Source organism: Roseateles puraquae (genome assembly GCF_002205845.1).
GTDB classification, from domain to species: domain Bacteria; phylum Pseudomonadota; class Gammaproteobacteria; order Burkholderiales; family Burkholderiaceae_C; genus Pelomonas; species Pelomonas puraquae.
This window is the reverse complement of the sequence record NZ_NISI01000012.1, coordinates 66,695-84,774: the sequence shown is the minus strand read 5'-3', so window position 1 is coordinate 84,774 and position 18,080 is coordinate 66,695. Positions and strand designations below refer to the sequence as shown.

At 68.6% G+C, this 18,080-nt stretch carries 14 protein-coding genes; 7 read left to right on the top strand and 7 right to left on the bottom strand.

Annotated elements, in window-relative coordinates; translation table 11 throughout:
* Position 1: 1 nt before the first annotated feature.
* A complete protein-coding gene (locus tag CDO81_RS22700) occupies positions 2 to 244 on the bottom strand; it encodes a DUF3297 family protein (RefSeq protein ID WP_088485529.1) in 243 nt (80 codons plus the stop codon).
* A gap of 129 nt (positions 245 to 373) precedes the next feature.
* Between CDO81_RS22700 and CDO81_RS22695 the strand changes: the two genes are divergently transcribed.
* A complete protein-coding gene (locus CDO81_RS22695; protein ID WP_088485528.1) occupies positions 374 to 1,795 on the top strand; it encodes a M16 family metallopeptidase in 1,422 nt (473 codons plus the stop codon).
* Positions 1,796 to 1,802: 7 nt separating this feature from the next.
* Positions 1,803 to 3,233 carry a M16 family metallopeptidase gene (locus CDO81_RS22690; protein ID WP_088485527.1) on the top strand — a complete coding sequence of 477 codons (1,431 nt, stop codon included), beginning with the start codon at positions 1,803 to 1,805 and terminating at the stop codon, positions 3,231 to 3,233.
* 62 nt (positions 3,234 to 3,295) lie between these two features.
* Here the strand turns inward: CDO81_RS22690 and CDO81_RS22685 are convergent, their stop codons facing one another.
* The 4 genes from CDO81_RS22685 to CDO81_RS22670 all read right to left on the bottom strand — a co-directional run bounded on the left by CDO81_RS22685 (position 3,296) and on the right by CDO81_RS22670 (position 7,604).
* Positions 3,296 to 3,880 carry a hemerythrin domain-containing protein gene (locus CDO81_RS22685; protein WP_088485526.1) on the bottom strand — a complete coding sequence of 195 codons (585 nt, stop codon included), beginning with the start codon at positions 3,878 to 3,880 and terminating at the stop codon, positions 3,296 to 3,298.
* An 85-nt stretch (positions 3,881 to 3,965) separates the two neighbouring features.
* On the bottom strand, positions 3,966 to 5,717 hold the full coding sequence (gene aceK / locus CDO81_RS22680) for a bifunctional isocitrate dehydrogenase kinase/phosphatase (protein ID WP_088485525.1): 1,752 nt from the start codon (positions 5,715 to 5,717) through the stop codon (positions 3,966 to 3,968).
* Positions 5,718 to 5,730: 13 nt separating this feature from the next.
* Positions 5,731 to 6,402 carry a carbonate dehydratase gene (can, locus tag CDO81_RS22675; RefSeq protein ID WP_088485524.1) on the bottom strand — a complete coding sequence of 224 codons (672 nt, stop codon included), beginning with the start codon at positions 6,400 to 6,402 and terminating at the stop codon, positions 5,731 to 5,733.
* Between the two features lie 23 nt (positions 6,403 to 6,425).
* Positions 6,426 to 7,604 (bottom strand): isovaleryl-CoA dehydrogenase, encoded by a 1,179-nt coding sequence (locus tag CDO81_RS22670; RefSeq protein WP_088485523.1) that lies wholly within the window; start codon positions 7,602 to 7,604, stop codon positions 6,426 to 6,428.
* Positions 7,605 to 7,719: 115 nt separating this feature from the next.
* Between CDO81_RS22670 and CDO81_RS29180 the strand changes: the two genes are divergently transcribed.
* On the top strand, positions 7,720 to 9,285 hold the full coding sequence (locus CDO81_RS29180) for a methyl-accepting chemotaxis protein (protein WP_088485522.1): 1,566 nt from the start codon (positions 7,720 to 7,722) through the stop codon (positions 9,283 to 9,285).
* Positions 9,286 to 9,289: 4 nt separating this feature from the next.
* Here the strand turns inward: CDO81_RS29180 and CDO81_RS22660 are convergent, their stop codons facing one another.
* Positions 9,290 to 10,177 carry a LysR family transcriptional regulator gene (locus CDO81_RS22660; protein ID WP_088485521.1) on the bottom strand — a complete coding sequence of 296 codons (888 nt, stop codon included), beginning with the start codon at positions 10,175 to 10,177 and terminating at the stop codon, positions 9,290 to 9,292.
* A gap of 110 nt (positions 10,178 to 10,287) precedes the next feature.
* Between CDO81_RS22660 and CDO81_RS22655 the strand changes: the two genes are divergently transcribed.
* Positions 10,288 to 10,968: a Bax inhibitor-1/YccA family protein gene (locus tag CDO81_RS22655; RefSeq protein ID WP_088485520.1), complete on the top strand. Its 681-nt coding sequence runs from the start codon at positions 10,288 to 10,290 to the stop codon at positions 10,966 to 10,968.
* 11 nt (positions 10,969 to 10,979) lie between these two features.
* Complete coding sequence (locus CDO81_RS22650) at positions 10,980 to 11,390, top strand: TerB family tellurite resistance protein (protein WP_088485519.1); 411 nt, start codon at positions 10,980 to 10,982, stop codon at positions 11,388 to 11,390.
* Here the strand turns inward: CDO81_RS22650 and CDO81_RS22645 are convergent.
* Entirely contained in the window at positions 11,371 to 13,356 is a 1,986-nt protein-coding gene (locus tag CDO81_RS22645) for an OPT family oligopeptide transporter (protein WP_206602155.1), read from the bottom strand. The genes CDO81_RS22650 and CDO81_RS22645 overlap by 20 nt on opposite strands.
* Before the next feature lie 124 nt (positions 13,357 to 13,480).
* Here CDO81_RS22645 and icmF point away from each other — a divergent pair, with 124 nt between their 5' ends.
* The gene (gene icmF, locus CDO81_RS22640; protein WP_088485518.1) at positions 13,481 to 16,771 is read left to right on the top strand and encodes a fused isobutyryl-CoA mutase/GTPase IcmF; all 3,291 of its coding nucleotides are present in this window, start codon (positions 13,481 to 13,483) and stop codon (positions 16,769 to 16,771) included.
* A 214-nt stretch (positions 16,772 to 16,985) separates the two neighbouring features.
* Positions 16,986 to 18,071: a WD40/YVTN/BNR-like repeat-containing protein gene (locus tag CDO81_RS28245; RefSeq protein WP_088485517.1), complete on the top strand. Its 1,086-nt coding sequence runs from the start codon at positions 16,986 to 16,988 to the stop codon at positions 18,069 to 18,071.
* The last annotated feature ends 9 nt before the right edge of the window (positions 18,072 to 18,080 follow it).

Here is an 18,080-nt window from a genome sequence, read left to right as displayed (position 1 = left end):
GTCAGCGGTAGAAGGCCTCGACCTGGCCTTTGAGCTTGATGCACAGCGGCCGACCCTTGCGGTCCAGCGTCTTGCCGGCGGGCACCTTGATCCAGCCTTCGCTGATGCAGTATTCCTCGACGTCGAACCGCTCCTTGCCGTTGAAGCGAATGCCGATGTCATGCTCGAAGACGGCGGCGACATGGTGCGGGCTGCGCGGGTCCACGCTGAGGTGATCGGGCAGTTCGGGGCGGGTATCGGACATGGTCGGTACAGGGGTGACAACAGCCGCGCATTGTCGCGGCTGACGGGCGCGACGGGTTTTCCCGGTGTGCCTGCCGTCACCCGGCGCGACTCGCGCGACACTCGCGGCCGTTTCCGACCAGGAGAGTCCATGATCCAGACCACCCGCCGTGCCGTGCTGGGCGCCCTTGGCGCCGCAGCCCTCGCACTCACCAGCGGCCCGAGCCTGGCCGCGCCAGCCGCCGCCGCTGCCGCCGACCGCTGGCAGATCCCCGTGCACGTGAAAAAGCTCGACAACGGGCTGACCGTGATCATCTCGCCCGACCCGAGCAGCCCCACCGTGGGCATCAGCGTGGTCTACAAGGTCGGCATGCGGCTGGAGCCGCGCAACCGCACCGGCTTCGCCCACCTGTTCGAGCACCTGATGTTCCAGGGCACCCCCAAGGCGCCCAAGGGCGTGTTCGACAAGGTCATCACCTCGGGCGGCGGCAACAACAACGGCTCCACCCGTCCCGACTTCACCAACTACATCGAGACCGCGCCGTCCTCAGCCTTGGAGAGCATGCTGTGGCTGGAAGCCGACCGCATGACGACGCTGGACTTCAACGCCGCCACGCTGAAGAACCAGCAGGACGTGGTGAAGGAGGAGATCCGCGTCAACGTGCAGAACCAGCCCTATGGCGGCTTCATGTGGATCGACATCGGCGGCCTGGCCTTCGACAAGTGGGAGAACAACCACGACGGCTACGGCAGCTTCGTCGACCTGGAGAACGCCAACCTGGATGACGTGCGCGCCTTCCACCGCGACTTCTACGGCCCCAACAACGCCGTGCTGGCCATTGCCGGCGACGTGACGCCCGCCCAGGGCTTCGCGCTGGCGCAGAAGTACTTCGGCAAGATCCCGGCCCGGCCGACACCCAAGCCCACCGACTTCAGCGAAGGCCTGAACACCGCTGAGCGGCGGCTGACGCAGTCCGACAAGCTGGCCCAGGTGCCGGCTGTGGCTGCGGCCTGGAAGATTCCCGAGCGCGGCAGCCGTGACCAGGCGCCGTTCGCCGTGCTGGGCCAGTTGCTGGCCGGCGGTGATGCCTCGCGGCTCTACCAGGGCCTGGTCAAGGGCCGCGAGCTGGCGCTGAACGTCAACTCCCTCTACGGCCTCACCGGCGTGTGGGAGTACGACGGCCCCACGCTGTTCACCGTGTTCGCCCTCTACAAGCCGACCACCACGGCCGACGCGCTGCTGGCCGGCATCGACGAAGAGGTGGCCCGCATCGTGAAGGAAGGCGTGGACGACGCCACGCTGAAGAACCTCAAGACCGCGCTGCTGGCCGATTGGTACAACGGGCAGGAGATGTTCCTGCTGCGCGCCGACCGCCTGGCGAAGCTGCAGACCCTGTGGGGCGACGCCAACGTCGTCAACCAGGTGCCTGGCTGGATCGAGGCCGTGACCTCGGCCGACGTGCAGCGCGTGGCGGCCACCTACCTGACCCGCGCCAACCGTTCGGTCATCGACCGCAAGCCCGCCGCCATGCTGGCCGCGCCCGCCGCGGCCAAGGCCGCATCCCAACCCTGAGGCCCCGATGATGAAGACCCGTCTCTCCCCCATCACCCGCGCCGGCCTCGCGCTGACGGCTGCGCTCGCCCTCGCCAGCACCGCCCAGGCGGCGCCCGATCTGCCCGCTGAGCTGCCGCCCTTCGGCAAGGACAAGCCGCTGGTCGTGCCCAAGATCACCCAGACCACCCTGCCCAACGGGCTGCAGGTCTGGGTGGTGCCGCGCAATGGCATTCCGCGGGTGGACTATGTGCTCGCCGTGCGCGGCGCCGGCCTGGGCGCGGATGCCCCCGACGCCCCCGGCCGCGCCAAGCTGCTGGCCGGCCTGCTGTCCGAAGGCACGGCCTCGCGCAGCTCGCGCCAGATCGCCGAAGCCGCCCAGGCCATGGGCGGCGGCGTGGGCGCCTCGGCCAGCAACGACGGCATCCGCCTCAGCGCCAACGCGCTGGCCTCGCATGCTGCAGACATGATGAAGCTGCTGGCCGACGTGGCTCGCCGCCCCGCCTTCCCGGACGGCGAGGTGCAACTCGCCAAGGCCAATGCGCTGCAGGGCCTGAAGGCGGCCGGCGCCCAGCCCGCCTTCCGCGCCGCCAAGGCGCTGGACGGCGCCATCTACGGCGACCACGCCTACGGCCGCACGCAGGAGACCGAAGCGGCCATCACCGCCGTCACGGCCGAAGGCCTGCGTGCCGAGCATGCGCGCCGCTTCCGCCCGGACCGCGCGCTGCTCGTCATCACCGGCCGTATCGACGCCGCCCGCGCCACCCAACTCGCCCGCGAGGCGTTCGGTGACTGGAAGGCTACGGGCGAGCCGTTGCCCGAGCTCACGCCGCCGCCGGCCACCATGCCGGTGCAGCGCCTGCTGCTGGAACGCCCGGGCAGCGTACAGGCCACGCTGCGACTGGGTCGCCCCGGCATGCCGGCCAGCGGCGACGAGCAGGTGGCCCTGCGCCTGACGAGCGCCATCCTCGGCACGGGCTTCTCCAGCCGCGTGAACATCAACTTGCGCGAGGAAAAGGGCTACACCTACGGCGCCCGCGCGGGCGGCGTGTCCTGGCGCGTGGGCGGGGCCATCACCGGCGGCGCCGACGTGCGCAACGACGTGACCGGTGCGGCCATGACCGAGTACATCAAGGAGTACCGTCGCATCGGCACCGAGCCCGTGCCCGAGTCCGAGATGGCGATGAACAAGCGCTACATGGCCGGCAGCTACCTGATCAGCACACAGCTGCAAGGGGCGCTGGGCCAGCAGCTCGCCGGCAACTGGCTGGTGGGCCTGCCGGCCGACTTTCTCGGCAAGTTCGTGCCGGCGCTGCAGAAGGTCAGCGCGGCCGAGGTGCAGGCCATGGGCAAGAAGTACTTCAACCCCGACGAGCAGAGCTGGGTGGTGGTGGGCGACGCCGACAAGATCGGCGAGCAGCTCAAGGCCTTCGGCGAGTTCAAGGTGGTGAAGCCCTGAACGTCCCCCGCGGTACCTGACCGCCATCGCCCCGGAGCTGCAACCGGGGCGGGCGCCCGGCCTCAGGCCGTGCGCCGGGGCTGGCTCTTGCCGCGCAGGCGCGCGCCCGCCTGCGCGTTGCCGCGCTTGGCGGCCTGATCGGCAGCGGCCCGCGCAGGCTTCACCAGCCCGGTGGCCGGCGACACGACCACCGTCTGGTACTGCGCCGCGTAGTGCTTGCGCATGCGCACGATCTCGCGCCGGTAACGGGCGCCGAGCTGCGCCTTCTTGGCATCAGGCAGCAGGCGGCCGGCCACCTGGAAGAACTTGGATTCCTCTTCCTTCAGGTGGTGCCGCACCTTGAAGCTGAGCTGCTTCGCGGTGGCGATCCAACCATCCTGCTGCTTGTCGCGCACCGACAGTTCCTCCAGCAGCTCGTCGACCTCATGGTGCTCGTGCAAGGCGTGGCGCGAGGCATCAAGACCTCCGTCCTGCATCAGCAGCGGCACGTACAGATGCCGCTCCTCGGCCGCCGCATGGGCCATGAGCTCGACCTTGAGCTGCAGGAACAGCAACTGGCGCACGGCCATGTCGCCGCGCGAGACGGTGAGCTTGCGGCACAGGTCACGTTGCAGGTCGTGGCTCTCGCGGATGGCGTCGAAGATCATGGGCGGCTCTCCAGGGGCAAGCAGGTCACCCGGGTGATTCTTCGCAGCCGCGCGCGTCAGGTCTGTCGGACGAAACGCCGTCTCCTCAGGCCGAGCCGAAACGCCGCGCCGGGTCGTAGGGAAACACGTCGTGCACATGGCCGGCCTGGATGCGCTGCTTCTGGCCGTTCCAGAAGTCGGCATCCAGCAGGTCGGCGTGATGGCGCATGAAGACCTCTCGCACCCGCGGGTCGCCAAGCAGGAAGGGGGCGAAGGTCTCCGGAAAAACATCGCGCGGCGCCACCGGCCACCAGACCTCGCCAGACATTTCCTCCTCCTCGTTGCGCGGCGCCGGCACGCGGCGGAAATGGCAGTCGGTGAGGTACTCGATCTCGTCGTAGTCGTAGAACACGACCTTGCCGTGGCGGGTCACGCCGAAGTTCTTCCAGAGCATGTCGCCCGGGAAGATGTTGGCCGCCACCAGATCCTTGATGGCCTGGCCGTACTCCACCACCGCGCGCTCGCGCTGCTCGGGCGTCGCGTCCTGCAGGTAGAGATTGAGCGGCACCATGCGCCGCTCGATGTAGACATGGCGCAGCACCAGGTCGTCGCCGTTCTCCTCGAGGACGCTCGGGCAGAAGTGGCGCAGCTCGGCCAGCAGCGCCTCCTCGAACCGGTGGCGCGGGAAGGCCACGCGGGTGTATTCCAGCGTGTCGGCCATGCGGCCGACGCGGTCGTGCGCCTTGACCAGCCGGTATTTGCGCTGGATCTGCTCGCGGCTGGTGTCCTTGGCCGCGGGGTAGAAGTCCTTGATGACCTTGAACACGAAGGGAAAGCTCGGCAGGTCGAACACCAGCATCACCATGCCCTTGATGCCCGGCGCGATGCGGAAGCGGTCGGAGCTGTGGCGCAGGTGCGCGAGGAAGTCTCGGTAGAACAGGCTCTTGCCCTGCTTCTGCAGGCCCAGCGCGGCGTAGATCTCGGAGCGTGGCTTGCGCGGCATCATGCTGCGCAGGAATTGCACGTAGGCGCTGGGCACCTGCATGTCGACCAGGAAGTAGGCGCGGGCGAAGCTGAACAGCATCAGCAGGTCGTCCTCGCCGAACAGGGCCGCATCGATGAAGAAGCGGCCATCGCTGTCACGGCGCAGGATGGGCAGGGCGAACGGCGTCTCGGTGAAGCCGTTGATGATCTTGCCCACCACGTAGGCACCCTTGTTGCGGAAGAACAGGCTGGAGAGCACCTGCAGCTGGAAGTTGGCGCGCCAGCGGAAGTCGCCCAGCTGGCGCGTGACGGCGTCGAGCACGCGGCCGGCGTCGCGATGCAGGTCGACGAACTCGCCGTCGAGCTGGAAGTTGGTGACCACGCGCGCGATGGTGTCGCGCAGCGTGGCCGGCGTCGGGTAGTAGGCCCGGTAGGTCGGGCGGGCGGCGGGCTCGTCGTTCTCGATGTACTCGGTCGAGATGGCCGGTCGCACGAAGATGAAATCGTTGTGGAAGTAGGCGTGGTGCAGGATGCGCGTGCACACCGAGTTGAAGAAGGTCTCGGCGAGCTCGGGCTGGTGATGGTTGGTCAGCAGCCCGATGTAGTGCAGCTTGACCTGCTGCCAGACGTCCATCGGCAGCGTGGCAGCCGCGAAGCGCGCCTGCAGCAGCGCGGTCGTCTCGGCCACGCGGGCGTCGTAGAACTCGATGCGCAGCGCCTGCGCCCGCTGCTGGCCCGCCCAGTCGCCGCGCTCGAAACGGGCCTGCGCCTGGGCTGACACCGCGCGAAAGCGGCGGTAGTGGTCGTCGAAGCCGCCAAGCAGCGCCTGGGCGATGTCGAACGCCCGGGTGTCGGTCAGCTGGGTCGGGAACATGGCCCGAAGGCGCTCAGCCGGCGGCGTAGCGCTGCTTCACGGCGGCCAGCGCCTGGCGGTAGGCCGGGTCCACATCGGCCGCGCTCGCCGCCGTGACGGCCAGGTCTTCCAGCAGGCCGTTGTGCAGGCCATAGACCCAGCCGTGCACGACGATCTCCTGGCCACGCGCCCAGGCATCGCGCACGACGGTGGTGTGGCAGGCGTTGCGGGCCTGCTCCAGCACGTTGAGTTCGCACAGCGCATCCACCCGCCGGGCCTCGGGCACGGTGTCCAGCCACTCACGGTGCATGTGGCGCACGTCCTGCACGTGGCGGATCCAGTTCTCCACCAGGCCCACGCGGGTGTCGTAGAGCGCTGCCTTCACGCCACCGCAGTTGCTGTGGCCGACGACGATGATGTGGCGCACCTTGAGGTGGTCCACCGCGAACTGCATGACGGACAGGCAGTTCAGGTCCGAATGCACCACCACGTTGGCCACGTTGCGGTGCACGAACAGCTCGCCCGGCAGCAGGTCGACCAGCTCGTTGGCGGGCACGCGGCTGTCGGCGCAGCCGATCCACAGGTACTGCGGGGTCTGCTGCTTGAGCAGGCGCGAGAAGAAGCCCGGCTCGCGGCTCTCCGTCTCCGCCGCCCAGCGCTTGTTGTTGTTCAGCAGATCCTGCAGTTGGTCGTTCGCGTCGGTCATGCCGGCATTGTCCCAGCCCGGGGTTACATCGTCTCCGCAAAGAGCTCCCGGCCGATCAGCATCCGGCGGATCTCGCTCGTGCCCGCGCCGATCTCGTAGAGCTTGGCATCGCGCCACAGGCGCCCCAGCGGGTACTCGTTGATGTAGCCATTGCCGCCGAAGATCTGGATGCCTTCGCCCGCCATCCAGGTGGCCTTCTCGGCCGTCCACAGGATGACGCTGGCGCAGTCCTTGCGCACCTGGCGCACGTGCTCGGCGCCGAGCAGGTCCAGGTTCTTGGCCACGGTGTAGGCGAAGCTGCGCGCGGCCTGCAACACGGTGTACATGTCGGCCACCTTGCCCTGGATGAGCTGGAACTCGCCGATGCTCTGGCCGAACTGCTTGCGGTCGTGGATGTAGGGAATGATGTTGTCCATCACCGACTGCATGATGCCCAGCGGCCCGCCGGACAGCACGGCGCGTTCGTAGTCCAGGCCTGACATGAGCACCTTGGCGCCGCCATTGACCGCGCCCAGCACGTTCTCGGCCGGCACCTCGACGTTCTGGAACACCAGCTCGCCGGTGTGCGAGCCGCGCATGCCGAGCTTGTCGAGCTTCTGGGCGATGGAAAAGCCCTTCATGCCCTTCTCGATCAGGAAGGCCGTGACGCCGCGCGCGCCCAGCTCCGGCTCGGTCTTGGCGTAGACCACCAGCGTGTCGGCATCCGGGCCGTTGGTGATCCACATCTTGCTGCCGTTGAGCAGGTAGAAGCCGCCCTTGTCTTCAGCCTTGAGCTTCATGCTGATGACGTCGGAGCCCGCGCCCGGCTCGCTCATGGCCAGCGCGCCGACGTGCTCGCCGCTGATCAGCTTGGGCAGGTACTTGGCCTTCTGCGCGGCGTTGCCGTTGCGCTTGATCTGGTTCACGCACAGGTTGCTGTGTGCGCCATAGGACAGGCCCACCGAGGCGCTGCCGCGGCTGATCTCCTCCATGGCCACCATGTGGGCGAGGTAGCCCATGTTGGCGCCGCCGTATTCCTCGGGCACCGTGATGCCGAGCACGCCCAGCTCACCCATCTTGCGCCACAGGTCCATCGGGAACTGGTCGCTGCGGTCGATTTCGGCGGCGCGGGGGGCGATTTCCTCGTCTGCGAAGGCGCGCACCGCGTCGCGCAGCGCATCGATGTCTTCGCCCAATTGGAAGTTGAGGCCGGGCAGGTTCATGAAATATCTCCTTCCCACCCGGTTACGGCACGGTTACAACAGGACCGCCGGGGGATTCTGATTGACGTAAACGTCAACTGTAGCAACAGCCACGTCCACCCATCGAGGAGTCCATATGCTGAACCAGATGAGTTTCCAGCGCCGCATCCTGCTGCTGCTGGGTACAGCCATCGCAGGCGTCGTCATCCTGGTGGCCATCAATGCCATGCAGGCCCATGACGACATCATGGCCAGCCGGCGCGAGGTACTGCAGACGGCGGTGCATTCGGTCGCCAACCAGGTGCTGCAACTGCAGGCGGCGGCGGCCTCGGGCAAGCTCAGCGAGGAAGCCGCGCAGGCGGCGGCCCGCGACGCCATCGGCTCGGCGCGCTTCGGCGGCAGCGACGGCAAGACCGAATACTTCTACGCCTGGACGCTGGACGGCGTCGGCGTCATGCACCCCATCAAGCCGGAATGGGCGGGCAAGAACATGGCCGACAAGATCGTCGACGGCAACGGCCGCAAGACCATCGTGGACATGGCCTCCAACCTGCGCGCCTCCGGCACCGGCCGCGCCTTCGTCGACACGCATTTCCCCCGCCCGGGCGGCAAAGACCCCGTGCCCAAGCTGCAGTACCTGGTGCAGATCCCGGGCTGGAACTGGATGGTCGGCTCGGGCCTGTACCTGGACGACGTCAATGCGCTGGTCTGGCGCGCAGCGCTCAAGCAGATTGCCGCGGGCGCGGCGGTTCTGGCCGTGACGGTGATGCTGGGGCTGGCGATTGCCCGCAGCGTGCTCCGCCAGCTCGGCGGTGAACCCAGCGTGGCCATGGCCGCCATGCAGGACGTCGCCCGCGGTGACCTGAGCCTGCGGCTCAACACCGCCCGCAGCGACAGCCTGATGGGCCAGATGCAGGCCATGGTCGAGGCGCTGCGAAGCACCATCGAGCAGGTGCGCGGCGCGGTGGAGTCCATCACCACCGCTGCCGGCGAGATCGCGCAGGGCAACCACGACCTCTCGGCCCGCACCGAGCAGGCGGCGTCCAACCTGCAGCAGACCGCCAGCTCGATGGAGGAGATGAGCGGCGCCGTCGGCCAGAGCGCCGACACCGCCCGCCAGGCCAACCAGCTCGCTACGTCAGCCGCCGAGGCGGCGCAACGCGGCGGCCAGGTGGTGGCTCAGGTGACGAGCAGCATGCAGCAGATCACTGACAGTTCGCGCCGTATCGGCGACATCATCGGCGTCATCGACGGCATTGCCTTCCAGACCAACATCCTGGCGCTGAATGCTGCCGTCGAGGCCGCGCGCGCCGGGGAGCAAGGCCGCGGCTTCGCGGTGGTGGCCAGCGAAGTGCGCGCCCTGGCCCAACGCAGCGCCGAGGCAGCCAAGGAGATCAAGTCCCTGATCGGCACCTCGGTCGGCAACGTGGAGCAAGGCGCGGAGCTGGTGGGCGAGACCGGGCGCGCGATGCAGGAGATCGTCGGCAGCGTGAGCCGCGTGTCGGACCTGATCGGCGAGATCGCCGCCGCGTCGGGCGAGCAGCGCGACGGCATCCAGCAGGTCAACCAGGCCGTCACGCAGCTCGACCAGATGACGCAACAGAACGCGGCGCTGGTGGAGGAGTCCGCCGCGGCAGCGCAGTCGATGCGCGAGCAGGCCCAGCGCCTGGCCGAGGTGGTGTCGGCCTTCCGGCTCGCCTGACGCCTCAGGCGGCGGCCTGCGGCAGCAGGCGGCGTACCAGCGGGTGGCTGATCTTCTTGTCGGTACCCACGGCGAAGAACTGTTCGGCCACGCCCTCGGCCAGGCCGACGTTCACGAGGCCATAACGCCCGGTCAGCGCGTCATCCACGGCGGTGGCCGCCGGGAACACGCCCAGGCCTTCGCTGCCGAAGGTGGCCAGCAGCGCGCTGTCCTCGAACTCGCCGGCCACGCGCGGGCGCACGCCCTGGTCGGCCAGCCAATGGTCCAGCCGCGGGCGCAGCGCGGCATGCGAGGTGGGCAGCAGCAGGGGCACGTCAGCGAGCGATGCGGGGAAGTTGCGCCGCGCCGTCGCGGCCCAGCGCTCGTGGGCATACCAGGCCACTGGCGAGCTGCCCAGCGAGTGGCTGTACACGCGCAGGTTGGGGTTGGCCGGCGCCGGGCGGTCGGCCAGCACGACATCCAGCCGGTGCAGCGCCAAGTCCCCGAGCAGGTCGTCGAACTCGTCCTCGTGGCACAGCAGGCGCAGCTGCGGTGTGTCCAGCACCGGCGCGAGCAGCCGCTGGGCGACGAGCTTGGGCAGGCCGTCGGAGATGCCCACGGCCAGGCGCACCGCGGGCGAGGTGGCGGCATCCCGCACGCGCTCGGGCAGGGTCTCGCCGATCTGGAAGATCTGCTCGGCCTGCTCCAGCGCGGCGAGGCCCGCCTCGGTCAGCACCAGGCTGCGGCCGGAGGGCTTGAGCAACGCGGCGCCCAGCGCCTGCTCCAACTCGCGCACCTGCGTCGACACCGTCTGCACCGACAGGCCAAGCTTCTCGGCCGCCCGCGTGAGCCCGCCCTCCTTGGCCACGGCCCAGAAGTAGTACAGATGGCGATAGCTGAAGCTCAGGCTCATGGTTGTTACCTCAGGGAATACGGAAGCGTCTCTTCCTGATTTTCTGCTTTTTTCTGATCCCACCGCATCCTACCCTGGCGGCCCCAATCGACCCTCCAAGGAGAGCCGCCATGCAACACCAACCCCGCACCGTCGCCCTCACGATGCCCTACGGCGCCGTCGACCGCGGCACCGCGCACCGCGTGCTGCGCAACACCTACGCGCTGCTGTCGATGACGCTGCTGTTCAGCGCTGCCGTCGCCGGCGCCGCCGTGGCCTTCAGCCTGCCGGCGCCCGGGCTGATCTTGACTCTGGTCGTCTACTTCGGCCTGCTGTTCGGCATCCACAAACTGCAGAACCGCGGCGCCGCCGTGGGCCTCGTCTTCGCGCTGACCGGCTTCATGGGCTGGACCCTCGGCCCGCTGCTCACGCGCACCCTGGCGCTGCCCTCCGGTGGCCAGGCCGTGATGCTGGCCCTGGGCGCGACCGGCGCGGTCTTCCTGGCGCTGTCGGCCTACGCGACGACCACCAAGCGTGACCTGTCGTGGATGGGTGGCTTCCTGTTCGCCGGCATGATCGTGGCCCTGCTGGCCGGCCTGGCGGCGGTGTTCTTCCAGATCCCCGCGCTGGCGCTGACGGTCTCGGCCGTGGTCGCTCTGCTGTCGGCCGGCCTCATCATGTATGAGACCCAGCAGATTGTGAACGGCGGCGAGACGAACTACGTGCTGGCCACCGTCAGCCTATTCGTGTCCATCTTCAACCTGTTCACGAGCCTGCTGAGCCTGTTCGGCTTCGCCAGCTCTGACGACTGAAGGAGGCCGCCATGCGCAGCTATGCCGTGAACAGCCCCGAAGCCGTCAACCGGCTGCTGGCCCTGGCGGCCCTGGCCGATGGGCATGTGTCCAAGGTGGAGCTCGAAGCCCTGGAGGCCGCCGGCGCGGAAGCCACCGGCGCCCCAGGCGCCGTGATGCGCGGCGTGCTGCATGGGCTCTGCGAGGACCTGATGATGGCCGACCCGCTGCACTGGGACGGCATCATCCGCCTCGACAGCGAAACCCTGGGCACGCTGTTCGACGAGGTGCAGGACCCCGAGCTGCGCATGAGCGCGCTGCGCCTGGGGCTGCGGGTCGCGCACGCCGACCAGCATCTGCACGAGGCCGAGAGCCAGCTGCTGCTGGACGCCATGAGCCGCTGGGGCATGCTCGACCAGGAGCCTAGCCCCGCGAAGTCCTGAGCAGCCAGGCGTACAGCCCGAGGCCGATACCACCAAAGGCCAGCGTGCCCAGCACCTGGCCCGCGGTGGCGAAGCTCTCACCCACCAGCGCCAACGGCGCGCCGTTGCCGGAGAACACGACGACGGCCGCCAGGATCACGCCCAGCAGGCTCTCGCCGACGATCAGACCCGAGGCCATGAGCACGCCGAGTTGCTTGGTGGCCTCGGGGTTGTGCTGGCGCTCGGCCCGGCGCTCGAACCACCAGCCGGCGATCGCACCGACGACGATGGTCAGCGTGCTGTTCAGCGGCAGGTAGATGCCCAGGCCCACGGCCAGCGGCGCGAGATGCGCACGGCCGCCCGAACCGCGCTTGATGACCTCGTCGGCCACGATGCAGGCCACGCCCACCAGCGCGCCGATGCCGATGAGGTGCCAGGCCAGGTCGCCCTGGATGACGCCCTTGGCCAGCGCAGAGATCAACGCCGCCTGCGGTGCGGCGAGGGCGGTCTTGGGATCGGCGCCGGGCGCGCCGGCGAACCCGTAGGCCTTGTTCAGCAGGTCCAGCACCGGCGGGATGACAAGCGCACCGGCTACCACGCCGATGATGAGGGCCAGCTGCTGGCGCCACGGCGTGGCGTCCACGAGCTGGCCGGTCTTGAGATCCTGCAGGTTGTCGTTGGAAATGGTGGCCACGGCGAACACGACCGCCGTCACGAACAGCGCGAAGGCCACCAGCGCCTGCCCGGTGCTCGGCGGCAACAGCGGCTTCACGAGCAGCGCCAGCAGCAGCGACACCCCGATCACGACCAGGATGCCCACCCCCGACAGCGGGCTGTTCGACGAACCGATCAGGCCGGCCATGTAGCCGCACACCGCCGCCACGAAGAAGCTCATCAGCACCACGTAGACCACGCCGCCCACCACCAGCAGGCCCAATTGGTCGCCCAGGCCGGCGGAGGTCGCGAACTGCGACAGCATGACGCCGATCGGCAGCATGCAGGCCAGCGTGATGAGGCCGACCGTGCCGATCGGGATGTCCTGCTCGGTGCGGGGCAGCGTGTCGGCCTTGCCGGCCTTGCGCACACGGGCCGACATGGCGGCACCGTGCAAGCCGGCGACCACGGGCTTAGCCAGCTTGACGAGCGTCCAGATCGCGGCCACCGCGATGCAGCCGGCGCCGATGAAGCGCACCTTCTTGCTCCAGGCCGCCATCGCGACCGCTTCGGGCACGCCCTCCAGGCCCTGCGTCAGCCATGGCACGCCGCCCAGCCAGGCGATGCAGGCGCCCACGAGGATGGCGATGCCGACCCACAGCCCGACCAGGTGGCCCACCGCCAGCAGGGCGAAGCTGAAGTTGAGGTCATAACCCGTGGCGCCGCCTGGTCCCTTGTCGCTGCCCGGCAGGCGGAAGTACTGCGCCAGGTTGGCCGCAAACACCTGCGTGGCCACGATGACGGCAAAGCCCGCCGACACCAGGCTGCCGACGATGATCGCCGCCAAGCCCTGCCGGTTGGCCTCGCCGCTGCCGCTGGCGTGCCCCACCTTCAGCACCTCGGCGCAGGCCACGCCCTCGGGGTAGGGCAGCGGCGAGTTGGTCACCAGCGCTCGGCGCAGGGGGATGGAATACATGACGCCCAGCACACCGCCCAGCGCGCACAGCGTCATCGACATCCAGTACGGAAAGCCCGTCCACCACCCGATCATCACCAGGCCGGGCAGCACGAAGATGATGGACGACAGCGTGCCGGCAGACGACGCAATGGTCTGCACGATGTTGGTTTCGCCGATCGAGTTGCCCGCCGCACGGCGCAGGAGGGCCATCGCGATGACGGCCGCCGGGATGGAGGTCGCAAACGTCAGGCCCGCCTTCAGGCCGAAATAGACATTGGCGGCGGTGAACACGCCGGTGATCAGGATGCCCAGCACGATGCCGCGCAGGGTCAGTTCGGTGCCGAGTTCGGGCGCCGTCGAGGCAGGAGTGATCATGCAGTCGGAACGTTGGGGCGCCGGGTAGCGCGATGTGCGCATCATCGCGGCAGGCCGCGAGACCTTGAATTGACGTTAACGTCAATTGGCGACCTAGAATTGCGCCCGAGCCAGGAGACAAGCCATGACCGACCTCGCCGCCGACTACAAGGCGCTTGCCGAATACCGCCCGACCCACAAGGTCCGTTTCGTCACCGCCGCCAGCCTGTTTGACGGGCATGACGCCGCGATCAACATCATGCGGCGCATCCTCCAGAACATGGGCGCGGAGGTGATCCACCTCGGGCACAACCGCTCGGTGGACGAAGTCGTCACCGCCGCCCTGCAGGAAGACGCCCAGGGCATCGCCATCAGCTCCTACCAGGGCGGCCATGTCGAGTACTTCAAGTACATGGTGCAGCTGCTGAAGGAGCGAGGCGGCGAGCACATCCAGGTGTTCGGCGGCGGCGGCGGCGTCATCGTGCCGGCGGAGATCCGCGAGCTCGCCGAGCACGGCGTGCGCATCTTCAGCCCCGAGGACGGCCAGCGCATGGGCCTGCAGGGCATGATCGGCGAGATGGTCATGAAGGCCGACCAGGACTTCAGCGCCTACGCGCCCCAGGACCTCGGCGCCATCACCGGCCACAGCGAAGGCGCCTGGCGCGCGCTGGCCCAACTGCTCACCGCACTGGAGAACGGCAAGGCCGCGCCGGCCATCGTCGACGCGCTGCGCGCCCAGGCCCAAGGCATCAAGACCCCCGTGCTCGGCATCACCGGCACCGGCGGCGCCGGCAAATCGAGCCTCACGGACGAACTCATCCGCCGCCTGCGCCTGGACCAGGGCGACGCCCTGCGCGTGGCCCTGATCTCCATCGACCCCTCGCGCCGCAAGAGCGGCGGCGCGCTGCTCGGCGACCGCATCCGCATGAATGCCATCAGCCCCTGGAGCAGCGGTGCGCGCGTGTTCATGCGCTCGCTGGCCACGCGCGACTTCGGCAGCGAGATCTCGCCGGCCCTGCCGGACGTCATCGCCGCGGCCAAGGTGGCGGGCTTTGACCTCGTCATCGTCGAGACCTCCGGCATCGGCCAGGGCGACGCGGCCATCGTGCCGCTGGTGGACGTGCCCATGTACGTGATGACGCCCGAGTTCGGCGCCGCCAGCCAGCTCGAGAAGATCGACATGCTCGACTTCGCCGAGTTCGTTGCCATCAACAAGTTCGACCGCAAGGGCGCGCTCGACGCGCTGCGCGACGTGGCCAAGCAGGTGCAGCGCAACCGAGAGGCTTTCGGCCAGTCGCCCGACACCATGCCGGTGTTCGGCACCATGGCCAGCCGCTTCAACGACGACGGCGTGACCGCGCTCTACCAGGCCCTGCGCGAGCGCCTGGGCGCCCTCGGCCTGAAGCTCGGTGAGGGCCGGCTGCCCCGCGTGGCCACCCGCCACAGCACGCACCAGACGCCCATCGTGCCGCCGGGCCGCGTGCGCTACCTCGCCGACATCAGCGAGACCGTGCGCAGCTACAAGGCCCGCGCGCGCCGCCAGGCTGCGCTCGCCCGCGAGGTGCAGCAGCTCGAAGCCAGCCGCGCGATGCTGCAAGCGGCCAACCCCGACAAGCAAGGCGCCCGCACCGCGCTGGCCGACCTGGCCGAGCAGCGCCGCGCCAAGCTCGACGGCGATGCCCGCCAGCTGCTGGGGCAGTGGCCCGACATGGTCAAGGCCTACGCGGGCGACGAGTACGTCGTGAAGATCCGCGACAAGGAAATCCGCACGTCCCTCGTCACGCAGAGCCTGTCCGGCACCAAGATCCGCAAGGTCGTGCTGCCCACCTACGAGTGCCATGGCGAGCTGCTGAAGTGGCTGATGCTGGAAAACGTGCCGGGCAGCTTCCCGTACACGGCCGGCGTGTTCGCCTTCAAGCGCGAGGGCGAGGACCCGACCCGCATGTTCGCCGGCGAGGGCGACGCCTTCCGCACCAACCGGCGCTTCAAGCTGGTGAGCGAAGGCATGCCGGCCAAGCGCCTGTCCACCGCCTTCGACTCGGTCACGCTCTACGGCGCCGACCCCGCACCGCGGCCGGACATCTACGGCAAGGTGGGCAACTCCGGCGTGAGCATCGCCACGCTGGACGACATGAAGGTGCTGTACGACGGCTTCGACCTGTGCAACCCGAGCACGTCGGTCTCGATGACCATCAACGGCCCCGCGCCCACCATCCTGGCGATGTTCATGAACACCGCCATCGACCAGAACCTCGACAAGTTCCGCCGCGACAACGGCCGCGACCCCACCGCCGACGAAGCCGCCAAGATCAAGGACTGGGTGCTGGCCAATGTGCGCGGCACGGTGCAGGCCGACATCCTGAAGGAGGACCAGGGCCAGAACACCTGCATCTTCTCGACCGAGTTCTCGCTGAAGGTGATGGGCGACATCGCCGAGTACTTCGTGCACCACAACGTGCGCAACTTCTACTCGGTGAGCATCTCGGGCTATCACATCGCCGAGGCCGGGGCCAACCCGATCAGCCAGCTGGCGCTCACCCTCTCCAACGGGTTCACGTTCGTGGAGGCCTATCTTGCGCGCGGCATGCACATCGACGACTTCGCGCCAAACCTGTCCTTCTTCTTCAGCAACGGCATGGACCCCGAGTACACCGTGCTGGGCCGCGTCGCGCGCCGCATTTGGGCCGTCGCCATGCGCGACCGCTACGGCGCCAATGAGCGCAGCCAGAAGCTGAAGTACCACGTGCAGACCTCGGGCCGCAGCCTGCATGCGCAGGAGATTGCCTTCAACGACATCCGCACCACCCTGCAGGCCCTGATTGCCATCTACGACAACTGCAACAGCCTGCACACCAACGCCTTCGACGAGGCGATCACGACGCCGACCGAAGACAGCGTGCGCCGCGCGATGGCCATCCAGCTCATCATCAACCGCGAGTGGGGCCTGGCCAAGAACGAGAACCCGAGCCAGGGCGCTTTCATCATCGACGAGCTGACCGAGCTGGTGGAGGAAGCCGTGCTGGCCGAGTTCGAGCGCATCAGCGAGCGCGGCGGCGTGCTGGGCGCCATGGAAACCGGCTACCAGCGCGGGCGCATCCAGGAGGAGAGCCTGCACTACGAGATGCTCAAGCACACGGGCGAGTACCCCATCATCGGCGTCAACACCTTCCGCAATCCCAAGGGCGACCCGGTGCCGGAGCACATCGAACTGGCCCGTTCGACCGAAGAAGAGAAGCAATCTCAGCTGAGCCGCCTGGCCGACTTCCAGGCCCGCCACGCCGCCGAGGCTCCGGCCCTGCTGGCCCGCCTGCAGCAGGCCGTCATCGAGAACCGCAACGTGTTCGAGGTGCTGATGGACGCGGTGCGGGTGTGCTCGCTCGGCCAGATCACCAGCGCGCTGTTCGAGGTGGGCGGTCAGTACCGGCGCAGCATGTGACGAAACACGCGGTCACACGACCGATCGGGCGACGCTGCTAACCTCCTGACAACGGGCACGAAAACGCCCGACAGGGAGTCCAATGAAAGAGTCACGTCGCGCCTTTTTGGCGTCGCTGGGTGTGTTGGCCGCTTGCGGTGGCGGAGGATCCGGGCCTTCCCCAGCGCCCGCGCCCACCCCGACACCGCCCCCTCCTCCGCCGCCACCGCAAAGATTGCTGCGCCTGCTGCCGCCCTATGCCGGCAGTCTGGCCGTGATCTGGGGCGTCTCTGAAGACGGCAAGCTATGGAAGTCCGCCACCGGTGGCGACACCTGGGCGGCTGTTTCCAGCCCGACCATCGGCCGGATCGACAACGTCTTTTCGGCGGGCACCGACACCCTCTGGCTGGCCGGCCGGGATGGCGATCAGCCGGCGCTCTGGCGCGGCACGGCGAACGGCACCGGCTGGGTCAAGCGCACCGTGCCCGCGGGCGCGCCGGCCACGTTCGCGCTCAGCAGTGATGATGGCAACACCCTGACCGTGACATGGGCGACCTCTTTCGGCGGCATGACCACGTTCTACTCACGCTTCCAGTCGCTCGACGGCGGGATGAACTGGGCATCCGCTCCTGAAGCCTTCGGTGAATGCCTCTCGGTCGGTGCCCGCTGGTGCTCGGCCAAGGCACTGAGGGGCACGAACTTCGGCTTGTTGCCCTACGGTGCCATCCTGCGTTCGCAGAATTCGGGCCGGACCTGGGACACCCGGCTGGCCCTGGACGACTCGCGCGCGGGCATGCTGCTGGGCTCGCCCAACCCGTCCTTGCTGTTGGTGACGAGCTTCTCGCACAAAGGCTCGTATGCGCCGCCGGTTGCTCCGGTCGATTGGCGCCTGCACCTGACCCAGGATGGCGGCACCACCTGGACCGAATGGGATGCGCCGGCCAGCGTGCAGGGTTTCACTGCCATCAGCGGCGTGCCGTCACTGGGCTGGCTGATCGCTTCGCGGGTGGAAGACACCCAGCTCCTGCGCAGCCTGGACTACGGTCGCACCTGGCAGCCCTTGGTGCTGCCGGCGGGCTACACCGAGTTCCTCCAGCTGGAGCAGGGCGCGCTGTGGGCACGCAACGTCACCGCCGTACAGGTGAGCACTGACATGGGCAGCACCTGGGCGGCGGCCACCTGGCCCGCGGGCGCCGATGTCACCACCACCCGTGTCATGCAGACAAGCCCGACCCGTCTGCTCGCCCAAGCAGCCAACGGCGCCGGCGTGTGGACGAGCGCCGACCTCGGCAAGACCTGGCAGGACGTGAAGGTCAGCTGAAGCGCGCGC